15 protein-coding genes are annotated in these 14,512 nt (G+C 71.0%); 5 read left to right on the forward strand and 10 right to left on the reverse strand.

Features of this window, described 5'->3' with window-relative positions; all coding sequences use genetic code 11:
- Positions 1 to 2: 2 nt before the first annotated feature.
- The 5 genes from manA to ORI60_RS19765 all read right to left on the reverse strand — a co-directional run bounded on the left by manA (position 3) and on the right by ORI60_RS19765 (position 4,312).
- Entirely contained in the window at positions 3 to 1,217 is a 1,215-nt protein-coding gene (gene manA, locus ORI60_RS19745; RefSeq protein WP_266039065.1) for a mannose-6-phosphate isomerase, class I, read from the reverse strand.
- Between the two features lie 19 nt (positions 1,218 to 1,236).
- Entirely contained in the window at positions 1,237 to 2,301 is a 1,065-nt protein-coding gene (locus ORI60_RS19750; RefSeq protein WP_266039066.1) for an SIS domain-containing protein, read from the reverse strand.
- Between the two features lie 5 nt (positions 2,302 to 2,306).
- Positions 2,307 to 2,507, reverse strand: a complete 201-nt coding sequence (locus ORI60_RS19755) for a Trm112 family protein (protein WP_189154297.1) — start codon at positions 2,505 to 2,507, stop codon at positions 2,307 to 2,309.
- A 10-nt stretch (positions 2,508 to 2,517) separates the two neighbouring features.
- Positions 2,518 to 3,870: a phosphomannomutase/phosphoglucomutase gene (locus ORI60_RS19760; protein ID WP_266039068.1), complete on the reverse strand. Its 1,353-nt coding sequence runs from the start codon at positions 3,868 to 3,870 to the stop codon at positions 2,518 to 2,520.
- Between the two features lie 82 nt (positions 3,871 to 3,952).
- Positions 3,953 to 4,312, reverse strand: coding sequence for a DUF3499 domain-containing protein (locus ORI60_RS19765; protein ID WP_189154299.1), 360 nt, complete (start codon positions 4,310 to 4,312; stop codon positions 3,953 to 3,955).
- 93 nt (positions 4,313 to 4,405) lie between these two features.
- On the opposite strand from ORI60_RS19765, the gene ORI60_RS19770 reads away from it, so the two are divergent.
- A complete protein-coding gene (locus tag ORI60_RS19770; protein WP_030476538.1) occupies positions 4,406 to 4,849 on the forward strand; it encodes a metallopeptidase family protein in 444 nt (147 codons plus the stop codon).
- Between the two features lie 100 nt (positions 4,850 to 4,949).
- Here the strand turns inward: ORI60_RS19770 and ORI60_RS19775 are convergent, their stop codons facing one another.
- Positions 4,950 to 8,126, reverse strand: a complete 3,177-nt coding sequence (locus tag ORI60_RS19775) for a glycosyltransferase family 2 protein (RefSeq protein ID WP_266039070.1) — start codon at positions 8,124 to 8,126, stop codon at positions 4,950 to 4,952.
- A 39-nt stretch (positions 8,127 to 8,165) separates the two neighbouring features.
- Positions 8,166 to 8,471, reverse strand: coding sequence for a WhiB family transcriptional regulator (locus ORI60_RS19780; RefSeq protein ID WP_051784712.1), 306 nt, complete (start codon positions 8,469 to 8,471; stop codon positions 8,166 to 8,168).
- 245 nt (positions 8,472 to 8,716) lie between these two features.
- On the opposite strand from ORI60_RS19780, the gene ORI60_RS19785 reads away from it, so the two are divergent.
- Genes ORI60_RS19785 through ORI60_RS19800 form a run of 4 tightly spaced genes read left to right on the forward strand, consistent with a single transcriptional unit; the run spans position 8,717 to position 12,298 of the window.
- A complete protein-coding gene (locus ORI60_RS19785; protein ID WP_266039074.1) occupies positions 8,717 to 9,472 on the forward strand; it encodes a site-2 protease family protein in 756 nt (251 codons plus the stop codon).
- 33 nt (positions 9,473 to 9,505) lie between these two features.
- Positions 9,506 to 10,459, forward strand: coding sequence for a 2-phospho-L-lactate transferase (gene cofD / locus ORI60_RS19790; RefSeq protein WP_266039076.1), 954 nt, complete (start codon positions 9,506 to 9,508; stop codon positions 10,457 to 10,459).
- Positions 10,452 to 11,774: a coenzyme F420-0:L-glutamate ligase gene (locus tag ORI60_RS19795; RefSeq protein ID WP_266039078.1), complete on the forward strand. Its 1,323-nt coding sequence runs from the start codon at positions 10,452 to 10,454 to the stop codon at positions 11,772 to 11,774. The genes cofD and ORI60_RS19795 overlap by 8 nt, the downstream gene beginning before the upstream one ends.
- Positions 11,771 to 12,298: an NUDIX hydrolase gene (locus tag ORI60_RS19800; protein ID WP_266039080.1), complete on the forward strand. Its 528-nt coding sequence runs from the start codon at positions 11,771 to 11,773 to the stop codon at positions 12,296 to 12,298. Before ORI60_RS19795 ends, ORI60_RS19800 begins: the two co-directional genes overlap by 4 nt.
- A gap of 43 nt (positions 12,299 to 12,341) precedes the next feature.
- Here the strand turns inward: ORI60_RS19800 and ORI60_RS19805 are convergent, their stop codons facing one another.
- From ORI60_RS19805 to ORI60_RS19815, 3 genes are read right to left on the reverse strand one after another with little or no spacing between them, the layout of a single operon-like run.
- Positions 12,342 to 12,530 (reverse strand): hypothetical protein, encoded by a 189-nt coding sequence (locus ORI60_RS19805; protein ID WP_266039082.1) that lies wholly within the window; start codon positions 12,528 to 12,530, stop codon positions 12,342 to 12,344.
- Between the two features lie 10 nt (positions 12,531 to 12,540).
- A complete protein-coding gene (locus ORI60_RS19810) occupies positions 12,541 to 13,422 on the reverse strand; it encodes a DNA-3-methyladenine glycosylase family protein (RefSeq protein WP_266039084.1) in 882 nt (293 codons plus the stop codon).
- Positions 13,415 to 14,482, reverse strand: a complete 1,068-nt coding sequence (locus tag ORI60_RS19815; protein WP_266039086.1) for an NDP-sugar synthase — start codon at positions 14,480 to 14,482, stop codon at positions 13,415 to 13,417. Before ORI60_RS19815 ends, ORI60_RS19810 begins: the two co-directional genes overlap by 8 nt.
- Between the last annotated feature and the right edge of the window lie 30 nt (positions 14,483 to 14,512).

Below are 14,512 nucleotides of genomic sequence, written 5' to 3' on the forward strand. Positions count from 1 at the left end.
CCTTAGTCTGTTCCGGCCGTGGCGCGGAAAAGTTCAGCGGATTCAACACCATCCGGCTGCACGAGCACCGCCGGGTCCGACGCGGGGAGCCACACGGACTCGCCCCGCGCCAGCCGCAACTCCTCGCCACGGGCGTTGGTGAGTACCACGGCGCCCGCGGTGCAAATCATGATCTGCGGGCCCTCGTGGTTGATCCGGGTCTCGTGGGCCAGGTCCAACCTGGACAGTTCGAACTCCGGCGCAGGCGTGCGGTACACGCGGACGCCCGGCTGGACCTCCTCGCCCAGCAGCACTTCCATGTCACCGCACGTGAAGTCGAGCACCCGCAGCAGCTCGGGCACGTCGACGTGCTTCGGCGTGAGGCCGCAGCGCAGGACGTTGTCCGAGTTCGCCAGGATCTCGATGCCGGTGCCCCGCAGGTAGGCGTGCAAGTTGCCGGCGGGCAGGTGGATGGCCTCGCCCGGCTGCAGCACGATGCGGTTGAGCAGCAACGCCGCGAGCACGCCCGCGTCACCGGGGTAGGACTCGCCCAGCTCCAGGATCGTGCGGCACTCCAGGTCGAACTCGCCGTGCTCCTTCACGTGCAGCACGCACGCGTCCAGCACCTGCGGGAGCAGCGACGACAGCGACGTCTGCGGCAGCGTGATCAGCATCGTGAACAACGCGCGCAGGCCCGACGAGTCCGGCTGCGCGACCAGCATCTCGGTGTACGGCGAGAGCGCGGGCGCGTCCAGGCTGCGCAGCAACGAGACGGTCCGCGACGGCTCGCGGAACCCCGCCAGGGCGTGGAACTCGGTCAGGGCGCAGATCAGCTCCGGCTTGGCGGCCGGGTCCTTGTAGTTGCGGACCGCGGCGTCGAGCGGAACGCCACGGCGCTCCTCGGCCGCGAAGCCCTCCGCCGCCTGCTGTGCCGACGGGTGTGCCTGCAGGCTCAGCGCCTCGTCGGCGGCGAGCACCTTGAGCAGGAACGGGAGCCTGCTGCCCCACCTCTCGGCCACCCGCGGGCCGAGCTGACCGTCGGGGTCCGCCGTCAGCAGCTCGAGCAGCGAGCGCTCGTTCCCGTCCGCGCCGCGAACGCGGGACGGGTCGCCGGGGTGGGCGCCCATCCACAGTTCGGCCTCGGGATGGGGTGCGGGCACCTCCTTCCCGAGCAGCTCGGCGATGGCCGTGCGCGAACCCCACGCGTACGGCCTTACCGCGTTGTGCAGCAGGTCCACTTCTAAGTCAGCTCCCAAATCAGTACGGGTTGCCGCCGAGAGTTCCGGCGGCGAGCCCGAGGTACAGCGCGGCCAGTTCGAAGCGCAGCGCGAGCAGCGCGGCGCTGACCGCGTCGCCTCCCGCCACCTCGACGGCCGGCTCCAGCACGTCGGCGCCCGGCAGGGCGTCCTCGGCGGCGTGCCGCACGGCGTCGGCCACGGGGCCTTGGCGCACGGCCAGCAACAGCACGCGCACGAGTCCGCTGCCCGGCTCGTCGTCCGGGTCGGCGAAGAGGTCCGCACCCGAGGTCCCCTGCACCGCGCGGCGGTGCAGGACCGGGCGGGTGAGCGCCTGCGGGTATCCGGAGACGTCGCAGGCCACACCGGCGAACGCCCCGAGCACACCGGCGCCGTGGACGCCGACGGACGTGGCGACCTCGTCGAGGCCCCACAGCAGCGGCGTGCGGTCGGCGACGCGCAACGCGAGCGACTTCGCCGGGTTCACGAACGACTCGTGCACCGGGTGGTCGCGCTCGGCCTCCCGGTCGAGCTCGTCCGCGATCAGTTCGACGTCGGCCTTCAGCAGGCCGAGCGAGTGCAGCACCAGCAGCCACGCGGCGAACGCGCGCGGGAAGCTGAAGCCCGGTGGTACGTCGATGCGGGGCGGCAGCAGCACGGCCCGGCCCGCGGCGGCCGCGGCGATCGGACCGGAGTCCGGCGCCGTCAGCAGCGTGCGGGCGCCCCTGCGGACGGCCCTGTCGATCGACTCGGCGAGCACCCGGTCACCGGGGTCCTCGGTGTGGGCGAGCACCACGTCGAGAGCGCCCACCCAGGGCGGCACCTCGTCGGCCACCACGACCGGCACCGAGCAGCCGGGACCGAGCAACGCCATGACGACGGCGGCGACGGCGACCGAGTGGCCGGGCCGGGTGATGAGCACCACAGCGCGCGGGCGTTCGGAGAAGATCCGCTCCACCCCCGCCTCGGCCGCGGCCTCGGCGGTGGAACGGACCTGTGCTCCCGCCCGTGCGGCGGCGCGCAGCCAGCCACCCGTGTCGGCGTCGGCGAGGCGGCTCTGGTCGTCGAGCAGCGTGTCGTCGAGCACCTACGTCACCCAGCCGACGGCGGCTCGACCGCCTCGTCCAGCAGCAGCACCGGAATGCCGTCGCGCACGGGGAACGAACGACCGCACGCGGTGCACGTGAGGAAGTCCGCCTCCGGGTCGGACGGCGTACCGACCTGCAGCGGCGCGTGCTCGGGGCACGGGCAGGCGAGGATCTCCAGCAACTGCTCTTCGAGCTTGACGGCCACGATGTTCTCCTCAGGCCCGCACGATCGCGAGGACCTCGTCGCTGAGCGCGGCGACGGCCTCGGGGGTGGCGGCTTCGACGTTCAGGCGCAGCAGCGGCTCGGTGTTCGAGGCGCGCAGGTTGAACCACGACCCGTCCGCCAGCTGCACGGTGAGACCGTCCAACTCGTCGATCGTGACGCCGTCCTTGGAGCCGTACGCGGCCTTGATGGCGGCGATCCGACCGGCCTGGTCGTTGACCGTCGAGTTGATCTCACCGGAGGCGGCGTAGCGGTTGTAGATCGAGGTCAGCGCCGACAGCGGGCCGTCCTGCTCACCCAGAGCGGCCAGCACGTGCAGCGCGGCCAGCATGCCGGTGTCGGCACGCCAGAAGTCGCGGAAGTAGTAGTGCGCGGAGTGCTCGCCACCGAAGATGGCGCCGGTCCTGGCCATCTCCTCCTTGATGAACGAGTGGCCGACGCGCGTGCGCACGGGCTTGCCGCCGTGCTCGGTGACGATCTCCGGCACGGCGTGCGAGGTGATCAGGTTGTGGATGATCGTGCCGCCGGGGTCCTTGGCGAGCTCGCGCACAGCCACCAGCGCGGTGATCGCGGACGGGCTGACCGGGTCGCCGTTCTCGTCCACGACGAAGCAGCGGTCCGCGTCGCCGTCGAACGCGACACCGGCGTCGGCACCCTCGGCCTTGGTGCGGGCCTGCAGGTCGACGATGTTCTTGGGGTCGAGCGGGTTCGCCTCGTGGTTGGGGAAGCTGCCGTCCAGCTCGAAGTACATGGGGACGACCTCGATGGGCAGGCCCTCGAAGACCTGCGGCACCGTGTAGCCGCCCATGCCGTTGCCCGCGTCCACGACGATCTTGAGCGGGCGGATGTTCTTCAGGTCGACCAGGTCGTTGAGGTAGGCCGCGTACTCGACGAGCATGTTGCGCTCCTCGAACGTGCCCGGCTCGACGCCCTCGACGTCGGGCACCTGGTTCTCGGCGTCCTGGCGGATCTGCGCGAGACCGGTGTCCTGACCGACCGGCGAGGCACCGGCGCGGCACATCTTGATGCCGTTGTACTGCGCCGGGTTGTGGCTCGCGGTGAACATGGCGCCGGGCAGGTCGAGCTTGCCGGACGCGAAGTACAACATGTCGGTGCTGGCCAGGCCGATGCTGATCACGTTGACGCCCTGGGCCTGAGCGCCCTCGGCGAACGCGCGGGACAGCCCCGGTGAGGAGTCACGCATGTCGTGACCGATCACGATGGCCGGTCCACCGACCAGGCGCGCGAAGGCGGCGCCGAAGTCCCGGACCAAGCCGGCGTCCAGCTGTTCGCCGACCACCCCGCGGATGTCGTACGCCTTGACGATGCCGGACAGGTCACGCACGCCGCACACTCCCGAAACTCGCTCTTGACGGCCACTGCCAGGGCAGCCTACCGGCGAGAAGATTAGTGGTGCGTGTGGTCAGTCAGTCCTCGTGCGGATCGGGCAATACCCGCAGGTGGCCACGCCGATGAGAGCCCGCAGGCACATCGGGCAGCTTCGGGCTCACATCAGCCCGCCCAGCCTCCCGCACGGCCTCGGCCAGGGCCGTCAGGTCGTCCACAGTCGGCTCGGGCGCCGCGAACTCACCCTGGTGCCTCACGACCTCCCAACCCCGCGGCGCAGTGAGCCGCAAGGCGTGCTCCTCGCACAGGTCGTAGCTGTGCGGTTCGGAGTACGTGGCAAGCGGCCCGACGACCGCGGTGGAGTCCGCATAGGCGTAGGTGAGCGTGGCGACAGCCGGGTTAGCACACCCGGTTCGCGAGCACCGTCTCACGCTCCGCACGATCGGGGACGATAGCGCGTCCACGGGAGGCTGTGTGTGAGGCACGCTGTGTTTAGTCGTCAGGGGTAGCAACTAGGCTGCTTGGTTGTGGTGATGGCACGGGGTTCCCAGCGGCAGGATTCGCCGCGCCGACGCAACCGCGACCGGCACGGACGGGGCCTGCGCGGCCCCCTCTACCCGGCCACGCTCCCGGCGGCCCGCTCCCGCGCCGAACGCTTCGACGCCCTGGTCATCGAGGCCCTGGAGCCCATCGAGGCCCGCTGGCGCACCGAACTCACCCAGCTCGACGTGGCCGTCGACGACGTGCCGGACGTCCAGGTCGAGGGCGAGGACGGCGTGGTGGAGGACGGCAACGTCCCCCTGGCACGGCTGCTGCCCGCGGGCTCGGACAACCGCGCCCGGATCGTCCTGTACCGCCGCCCGCTGGAAGCGCGTGCGAAGGACGGCGCCGACCTGTCCGACCTGGTGCACGACGTGCTGGTGGAGCAGATCGCGAACTACCTGGGCCTGGACCCCGACGTGGTGGACGAGGGCTGAGACTCCTCTCACACCGGCAGTTCGGCGAGCGCCCTTCGATCGCGCGCGAAGCCGCGCCACCAACGCAACAACCCGCGTGTGGCGTGGACCCGCCTTTGGATCAGCTTGACGGAGCCCCAGGAGTCCGCCGCCGAGTGGGCACAGCGGTCAACAACGTGAACAAAGCCGCCGCAGCCTGCCCCAACAGCAAGAAGTCCCGCAAAGTGCTGGACACCGTCACCCGAACCTCGGCCCCACCGGACGGCAACGGCACCCCGACCAGATGCCCCCAGGCCCGGACGACGGGCACCTGAGCCCCGTCCACGGAGATCTGCCACCCCGGCTCGTCCTCGGCGGCGAGCACCAGCACCCGCCCCTCCCCACCGGGCGAGACCCGAACAGCCACGTCGGGCAGCGACACGTTGACCGGCGCCACCCCGTCCGCGCCGAGCTCGGACGGCGGCTCGCCACCGGTGCGGGCACGACGGGCGAGGTCCGGCGCCAGCAGCACCCCGGTGTCCGCGACCAGCCGCATCCGCAGCACGGGTCGTCCGTCCACTGTGCGCGGCGCCTCCGACACCAGTTCCCCGGCGGCCGACCGGATCCGGGCTGAGGCCTCGTCGGACGGCGGCACCACGAACGTGACGCCGGACGACGCGGCCTGGCCGAGCGCCACCTTCACGGCCGGGGCGGCTCCGTCGAGCAACGACGAGTTCCACCGCCTCAGCCGCGCGGGCGACGACACAGTGGGCACGAGATCGTCGTCACCGAACGCGGGCATCCGTCCGGCCACCTGGCGGACGGGGGTCCCGAGGATCAGCACCGAGCGCCCGGTCCGTTCCAGCTCGGCGGTCAGCGACGCGTTCAACGCAAGCCCGCCGTCTGCCTTCAAAGGCCCGGTGCGCAGGTCCAGGAACCCCGCCACGCCCAGGCTGACCAGCGTCACCACACCGACGACGTACACGGCCCGCCGGACGCCCGCTCGCCCGGCCACGCCCGGTTGCACCCCGCGCTGACACCCGGCCAGCACCACGCAGACGAGTCCCCAGGCCAGGATCACCAGTGGGGCTCCGGGCCAGGCGCCCACCGCGGCCACCGCCGCCAGGGCACCGATGGCCAGCACGATCACCGTCAGGCCCGGCAGCATCGAGGCGTTCGGCCGCAGGACGGCGGCGGCGAACGCGGCGGCCGCGAAGACCGAGCACACGATCAGGTTCGGCGGTGGCGACTCGAACGCGGCACCTAGGCCGTTGAGGACCATCTCCGGGTGTTGCAGCAAGACGGCCGGCCACGGCAGAAGCAGGCCCATGGGCAGAAGCACGATCACGAACAGAGCGGCGATCCGGCGCGCACCGCCGGTCACCGCGATGAAGCCGCCCAGCGCGCCGATGATCACCACTACGTGGGTCAGCGGCGAGAAGGCCCCCAGGACCGCTACGCCGATGGCGGTGCCGGAGGCCATGGGCAACCAGGCGTGCGTCGACGACGCGCGCAAGACCGCGTACACGCCGGCGAAGACCACGGGCGTGACGATGTGCACAACGACGACGTCCAGACGGCCTTCGGCCACGGCGGTCGTCGCGACCGGCAACAGGCCGTAGAAGGCAGCCACCACCGCGCGCACGGAACGGCGTACGCGCAAGCCACGTGACGCGATGTAGGCCGACAACGCGGCGAGGGGGATGTCGCCGAGCAACAGCAGGGCGACGGCGAACGACGGTCCGCCGGGGACCAGGCCCAGGACGGCCAGCGCGGCGGGCGCGGGGGCCGCGGTGCCGCCGAAGACCGGGTGCCAGGAGGACAGGTAGGTCGACCAGACCGACCCCAGCGACCCGACCGGGAGCAGCCGGCCGCCCGCGAGGTCGAGCCCGAGGCGGGACCAGTTCGCGATCACCGCGACGGCCGAGAGCGCCAGCAGCAACAGCACCGGGGGCGCCAGCAGCAGGGAGCGCAGCACCCGCGACTGGTCGACCTCGACGAAGACCATGCCGGAGCCGGAACGCGGACCGGGCGACGGACGGGGGCGCGGCGAAGGACGCAGTGCGCCGGGCAGTGCGGCGTCGACCGGAACGACGACGGGCGGGCGGCGCAGACCGGCGACCCGCGGGCGGCCGCGGGACGCGCCGGCCGGCAGGGCGGACGGGCCGACGAGCCGGGAGTCCACTTCGGACGGTTCGAGCCACGCCGAACCGGAATCGGTTGCGGGCAAACGACCCAGCGCGGCGTCGGCCTCGACCCGGCGGCGGATCAGGAAGGTGGCGCCGGCGCGCACCGCGTTGCGCAGCCGGGTGAGTCTGCTGGTGAAGAGGCCGCGCACGACGGCGGAACCGCGACGGGCACGCCGTCCCTGCAGCAGACGGCCTCGCGTCAGGAGGTAGCGGGCCGCGCCGACCTCGGCGTGTGCGTCCGCGAAACGCCGTAGGAGCAGGAAGCCCAGAGCACGCAACAGCGACAGGAACAGCAGCCGCGGCACTCCGACGAGGAACGAGAAACTTGAACAATTGACCAAAAAAGTACGCATGCCGTGCGCGCGGTCGACGCCGCGAAATGACGGACCCGGACGCGCCATCGCAGCGTCCAAACGGCGTGCGCCTTTAGTTGCGGCGCGTGCATGTCGCATGCGTGCGACCGGTACGCACAGGACCAAATGACCCGCGCGATTAGCGCGCCAGCCGAAGTCGACATCATCACGCAGCAGCGGCATCGCTTCGTCGTAACCGCCGAGCGAGTGCCACACCTCACGTTTGATCAACGATCCGGCGGACGAGACGGCGAGAACCTCGGTGCTCTGCTGAAACGATGCGGAATGTTCCGCGGAGGACAGACCGGTCTGTCGATGTCCTGAAGAATCGGTGGACAGACCCGCCTCGACGACCAGACGAGAATCCACCCAATCGAGGCACAGCGGACCGAGCACAGCGGCCGACGGCGACACCTCGGCCGCGGTCAGCAGAGCCGCCAGGCAGTCCGGTTCGGGGGCGCTGTCGTCGTGCAGCAACCACAGCCACTTGCCCGGGTCGCCCCACCGTTCGACGGCGTGTTCCACCGCGAGGCGCACGGCGGTGCCGAAGCCCGTGCCCCGCGGAGCGGTCAGCACTCCGTCCAGCAGATCCCCGGCCTCCGCCAGGACTTTTGCCGTGCGGTCCGTCGACCCGGTGTCGACCGCGATCACGTGCCGGGGACGAATTCGCTGGCGCCGCAAGGCAGACAGCGCCGTGCTGAGCCACTGGTCGCCGTCGTGGCAGACCAGGACGCACAGCACCGGCGCTGTCCGGAGCCTCGGGTGAGGACTTGTCACGTCCTCAAGTTAAGGCAGAAAGATCACGCTTCTGACCGACTAGACGGCTCGCTTCTTCAACTTGCGGCGTTCTCTCTCCGAGAGACCGCCCCAGATGCCGAAGCGTTCGTCGTGCTGGAGTGCGTACTCCAGGCACTCCGAACGCACCTCGCAGCCCAGGCAGATGCGCTTGGCCTCCCGAGTCGAACCACCCTTTTCAGGGAAGAACGCCTCCGGATCCGTCTGGGCGCAGAGCGCACGCTCCTGCCAGTCCTGCTCGTCGGCAGGGTCGAACAGGTACGACAGCTCGCCCTGTACGACCGGCTGCGTGACGTGATCTTCTTCGAGCTCTTCGAATTCCTGCATTTCGTCCGCCTCCTCGCCTTCCGCTCTCCCCGGTTGGCGGACGCCAGACGCCGTTCCCACAACGACGAATGACACCGATGTGATTACACCTGCGTCACAGCGGGCGGTCAAGCGGAGTCCACACGTCGGGGGATATTCCCGCAGATGGCCGCAAAAACCTTGACTGACTGCACAGACAGTGATTCAGGTGTCGCAACCCGTCCCCGAACGGCCCACCACGCCGTCCGACACGCCACACTGGAGGGGTGAAGCGATCAGCGGTTCGCCCCAGCCCACTGTTCCTCGGCCTGCTCGCGGCAACCGTCGCCGGAGCTGCGCTCACCCTGCTCGAAGGTGACGTCGCCATCATCTCGGGCACCATCCTCTTCGTACTCGCCGGGTGGGCGGTGACGCTGTGCCTGCACGAGTTCGGGCATGCCGCCGTCGCGTACAAGGGCGGCGATTTTTCGGTGCGCGACAAGGGTTATCTGACCCTCGACATCCGCCGTTACACCGATCCCGTGCTCAGCATCGTGCTGCCGCTCGTGCTGCTGGTGATGGGCGGAATCCCACTTCCGGGTGGCGCGGTGTGGATCAACCACCACGCCCTCCGGTCGAAGAAGATCGAGTCGTTGGTCTCACTCGCGGGCCCGATCTCGAACCTCGTGATCGGTGTTCTGCTCGCGCTGGTCGTGTCGATCTTCTCGCCGCCGGCCGCCCTCGCCGCCGCGATTTCGTACCTTGCTTTGTTGCAGGTGTTCGCGTTCGTGCTGAACATCCTGCCGATTCCCGGCCTGGACGGCTGGGGTGCCCTGGAGCCGTTCCTGCCCTACGAGGCGCAGCGGCTCGGCGCGAAGGCCCGGCCGTGGGCGCCGCTGGTCCTGTTCGCCGTCCTGATCGGCTTCTCGCAGGTCAGCCGTCTGTTCTTCGAGGTGTCGACCTGGCTGTTCGAGCTCGTCGGCGGTGACTCGTTCGCGGCGTACCTCGGCTCCGCGACGTTCTCGTTCTGGCGCTCCCTGTAGGCCGCTCACCGCGCTGTGGAAGCATGGGCGGGCGTGAAGGTCGTAGCACTCGTCGGCGGGGTCGGCGGCGCGAAGTTCCTGCAGGGACTCAAAGCACTCGGAGCGGACGTCACGGCGGTGGTGAACACCGGCGACGACGTGTGGATGCACGGGCTGCGCATCACGCCCGACCTCGACACCTGCATGTACACGCTGGGCGGTGGCATCGACGTCGAACGCGGCTGGGGCCGCGAGGACGAGTCGTGGACCGTCAAGGAGGAGCTCGCGGCGTACGGCGCCGAGCCGACCTGGTTCGGGCTGGGCGACCGGGACATCGCGACGCACCTCGTTCGCACCCGCATGTTGCGCGCCGGCTACCCGCTGTCGGCCGTCACGGAGGCCCTGTGCGACCGGTGGAAGCCGGGCGTGAGGCTGCTGCCGATGTCGGACGACCGGGTCGAGACGCACGTCGTCGTCGAGCTCGACGGTGAGACGAAGGCCATCCACTTCCAGGAGTGGTGGGTCAAGCACCGGGCAGGCCTGCCCGCGCAGTCGTTCGCGTTCGTCGGCGCCGAGAGCGCCACTGCCGGGCCCGGTGTGCTGGACGCGATCGGCGAGGCCGACGCGGTGGTCCTGGCCCCGTCCAACCCCGTGGTGAGCATCGGCACGATCCTCAACGTGCCCGGTGTGCGCGACGCGCTGCGCAAGACCGAGGCCGGGGTCGTGGGCCTGTCGCCGATCGTCGGCGGGAAACCGTTGCGGGGCATGGCCGACGCCTGCCTGGACGCGATCGGCGTGGAGACCTCGGCCGAGGCGGTCGGACGGCTCTACGGCTCCCGCAAGTGCTCCGAGGACGGCCTTCTCGACGGGTGGCTGGTGCACACCGGCGACCGCGCCGACGTGCCGGGTGTCGCGGTCCGCGCGGTTCCGCTGCTGATGTCCGATGTGGACACCACGGCGCAGATGGCACGGGACGCTCTGGAACTGGCCGGAGTCGACGTTGACTGATCACGCCGCGGCGGCGCTGGAGCTGCTGCCGATCACCGGTCTGCCGGAATTTCGCCCCGGCGACGACCTGGCCGGTGCGATCGCGGAGGCCGCGCCCTGGCTGCGCGACGGCGACGTGCTGGTCGTCACGTCCAAGGTGTTGTCCAAAGTAGAGGGACGGCTCGTCCGCGTGCCGGCCGATCCCGAGGAGCGGGACAGGATCCGGCGCGAGCACGTCGCCGCGGAGTCCGTGCGGGTGCTCGCCCGCAAGATGCGCACGCTGATCACCGAGAACAAGCTCGGCATCGTGCAGGCCGCGTCCGGCGTCGACGCCTCGAACGTGGCCGGTGACGAGATCGCGCTGCTGCCCGTGGACCCGGACGGCTCCGCGGCGACCCTCCGCGCGGCGCTCAAGAAGTCGCTGGGTGTCGAGGTCGCCGTGGTGATCACGGACACGATGGGCCGCGCGTGGCGGATGGGCCAGACGGACGCCGCGATCGGCGCGTCCGGCATCCGCGTGCTGCACGACTACGCGGGCGCGGTGGACGAGCACGGCAACCAGCTCGCGGTGACGATGGTCGCGGTCGCCGACGAGATCGCCGCGGCCGCCGACCTGGTGAAGGGCAAGCTCGGCGCGGTGCCGGTGGCGGTGCTGCGCGGGTTCGACGTGGTGGACGACGGTTCCACGGCGCGCGACCTGAACCGGCCGGTCGAGGAGGACCTCTTCAGCCTCGGCACGGAGGAGGCGCTGGCCGCCGGCCGGGCGCAGGCCGTGCTGATGCGCCGGTCCGTGCGGTTCTACGCGGACGAGCCCGTCGACCTCGCCGTCCTGAAGCGCGCGGTCGGTGCGGCGCTGACCGCCCCCGCGCCGCACCACACGAAGCCGCTGCGGTTCGTGCTGGTGCGGGAGAAGCGCGCGGAGCTGCTGAAGGCCATGCGCGAGCAGTGGGAGACCGACCTGCGCGCCGACGGGTTCACCGACGAGCAGATCGCGCGCCGGGTGCGCCGGGGCGACCTGCTGGTTGAGGCACCGGAGATCGTCGTGCCGTTCCTCGTGCGCGACGGCGCCCACTCCTACCCCGACGACCGCCGCGCGGACGCCGAGAAGACGATGTTCACGGTCGCCGGCGGCGCCGCCGTGCAGGGCCTGCTGGTCGCACTGGCCGCCGAGGGGCTCGGCTCGTGCTGGGTGTCGTCGACGATCTTCTGCGCGGACGTCGTGCGTTCCGTGCTGGGTGTTCCCGCCGACTGGGAGCCGCTGGGCGCCGTCGCGGTCGGGCATCCGACCGAGCCGCTGACGCCGCGCGAACCGCTGGAAGGGCTGATCGAGCTGTGACACTGCACGCCGACGCCGTCTCGACGCTGAGCCGGTTCTCGGGCCAGGACGCCCTGCGCGAGGCCTACCTGGGCTTCCTGGCGGCCCGCGAGGACGCCTGTCAGCGCTCCTGCGAGCCCGGGCACATCACGGCCTCCGCACTGGTCCTGGACGCCACCGCGCAGCACGCGTTGCTGACGCTGCACCCGCGGGTGGGCCGGTGGCTGCAGCTGGGCGGCCACTGCGAGCCCGAGGACGAGTCCCTGGCCGCGGCGGCTCTGCGCGAGGCGACCGAGGAGTCCGGCATGCGCGGGCTGCGGATCGAGCCGACGCCGATCCACCTCGACGTGCACCCGATCACGTGCTCGCTCGGCAAGCCGACGCGGCACTTCGACGTGCGGTTCCTGGTGCGCGCACCCGTCGGCGCGGAACCGGTGCGGTCCGCCGAGTCCGTCGACCTGCAGTGGTGGCCGCTGGACTCGTTGCCGGACAACGTGGACGACCTGCACCCGCTGATCGAGAGCGCTCTCGCACGCCTGCGCTAGCCGCTGACCGGAAGCGCTCCCGCGCTTGCGGCAGCCGCCGATCTCAGCGCCGCATCGCCCGGTAGCGCTTGAGCAGGGCGGTGATCCGCGCGGGATCGGCGGCGGCGTTCAACTCGGCGAGGAGGTCGTCGGGGCACAGCTCGTAGTGGTCGCCCCACCACCGCCGCGACTTGTTGTTCCAGATGCGGTAGCCGCCGGGCACGCCCCTGGCCACGTACTGCCGCTTCGCCACCGAGGCTCCCTCAGAACTTGCGGTAGTCGCGCGGCGAGAACCTCGGTGCCCGCCGCGGCCGCCGCAGACCCGCCGCCTCCAGGTACATGACGGCGCGGTGGCGTTGCGGCTTGTAGGGCTCCAGCAGTTCCATCATGCCGTCGTCGTCGCCCGGCGTGCCGGTCAAGGCCCACGTGACGTTCTTGGCGACGTGGTAGTCGCCGACGCTCACGGCGTCCGGGTCGCCCCAGGCCCGTTGCGCCACCTCGGCCGACGTCCAGACGCCCACTCCGGGCACCTTTTCGAGGAGCTCGCGGCTGCGCATCTCGGCGGCCTTCTCCAGCCGGTGCGCGACCTGCGCGACGTTGATCAGCGTGCGCCGGCGGGCACCGTCGAGCCCGCACTGGTGCCACTCCCAGTCCTGCAGGCCCAGCAACCGCTGCGGTGTCGGTGGGACCTTCAGCGGCTTCGGTCCGGGAGCGCTCTCACCGAACCTCCTGCCCAGCTCGCGCCACGTCCGGAAGGCCTCCACGCCGGTGACCTTCTGCTCCAGGACCGAGGCGAACAACAGGTCCCAGACACGTCCGGTGGCACCGAGTCGCAGCCCGGGGCGTTGCCGGCGCGACTCGGCGATGATCGGGTGGTGCGCGACGAACTCGTCCACCGTGTCGTCCGCGCCCAGCAGAGCGGGCAGGCCGTCGAGCAGCCACGGCCCGCCCTCGCCCCACGCTTCCGCCAGCACCTCACCCGCTGTTCTGGTGATGTGCAGCGTGCCGGGCCCGCACGGGGTGTTCGCCGCGAACCAGACGCCGCCCTCCGCGCTGAAGGACGGGTCGCCGGGCCCGCGGCGCAACCTGCCGAGCACCGCTCCCAGATCGAGTGGGAACGGTGGAGTCCAGGCTCTGCTAGGCATCCGTCGAGAAGCGCACGCCGGCCTCGGGCAGCACGACGCCCGGCCACACCCGCGCTCCCCCGATCAGCTCGCACCGCGCACCGATCACCGCGGAGTCGCCGACCACGGCGTCCTTGAGGACCGCGCCGGCCTGCACGAGCGCACCGGCGCCCACGATCGAACGCTCGACCAACGCGCCCTCGCCGACAACGGCACCGTCGAACAGGATCGCGCCGTCGAGCACAGCACCCTCCGCGACCGTGCAGTTCGCACCGACCGTGCTGCCGCCCTTGAGCGTCGCACCCTCGTGCACCGCGGAGCCCTCGAGCACCAGGTAGTCGCCCGGCTGTGCAACTGCCGCCGACGGCGCGACGCCGCGCACGAGGTCCGCGGACCCCTGCACGAACGCCTCGGGCTTGCCGAGGTCCAGCCAGTACGTGGCGTCCACGTGCCCCTGCAACCTCTTCCCGGCCTCCAGCAGCCCGGGGAACGTCTCGCGCTCCACCGACACCGGCCGTCCGGCGGGAATCGCGTCGATCACCTCGCGCCGGAACACGTAGCAACCGGCGTTGATCTGGTCCGTCGGCGGGTTCTCGGTCTTCTCCAGGAACGCCTGGACGCGTCCCTCTTCATCCGTCGGCACGCACCCGAACGCCCTGGGGTCCTGCACCTTCACCAGGTGCAGCGTGACGTCCGCCTCGTGCTCGCGGTGGGTGTCCACGATCCCGGTCAGGTCGACGCCGGACAGGATGTCGCCGTTGAAGACCATCACGTCGGGCTCGCGCAGCTTGTCCGCCACGTTGCGAATCGCGCCCGCCGTGTCCAGCGGCACCTCTTCCACCACGTACTCGAGCTCCAGCCCGAGCCTCGACCCGTCCCCGAAGTACTCCTCGAACACCTCGGCCTTGTAACTCGTACCCAGCACCACGTGCGTGATGCCGGCCTCCTTGATCCGCGACAGCAGGTGCGTCAAAAATGGCACCCCCGCGGTAGGGAGCATGGGCTTGGGAGCGGACAGGGTCAGCGGGCGAAGGCGGGTGCCCTTGCCCCCGACCAGCACCACAGCTTCGACGCCGTGCACCTTTTTCCTCCTCCGCGTTACAGCGAGCCG

It is taken from the genome of Lentzea sp. NEAU-D7 (genome assembly GCF_026242055.1).
Classification (GTDB): Bacteria; Actinomycetota; Actinomycetes; order Mycobacteriales; family Pseudonocardiaceae; genus Lentzea.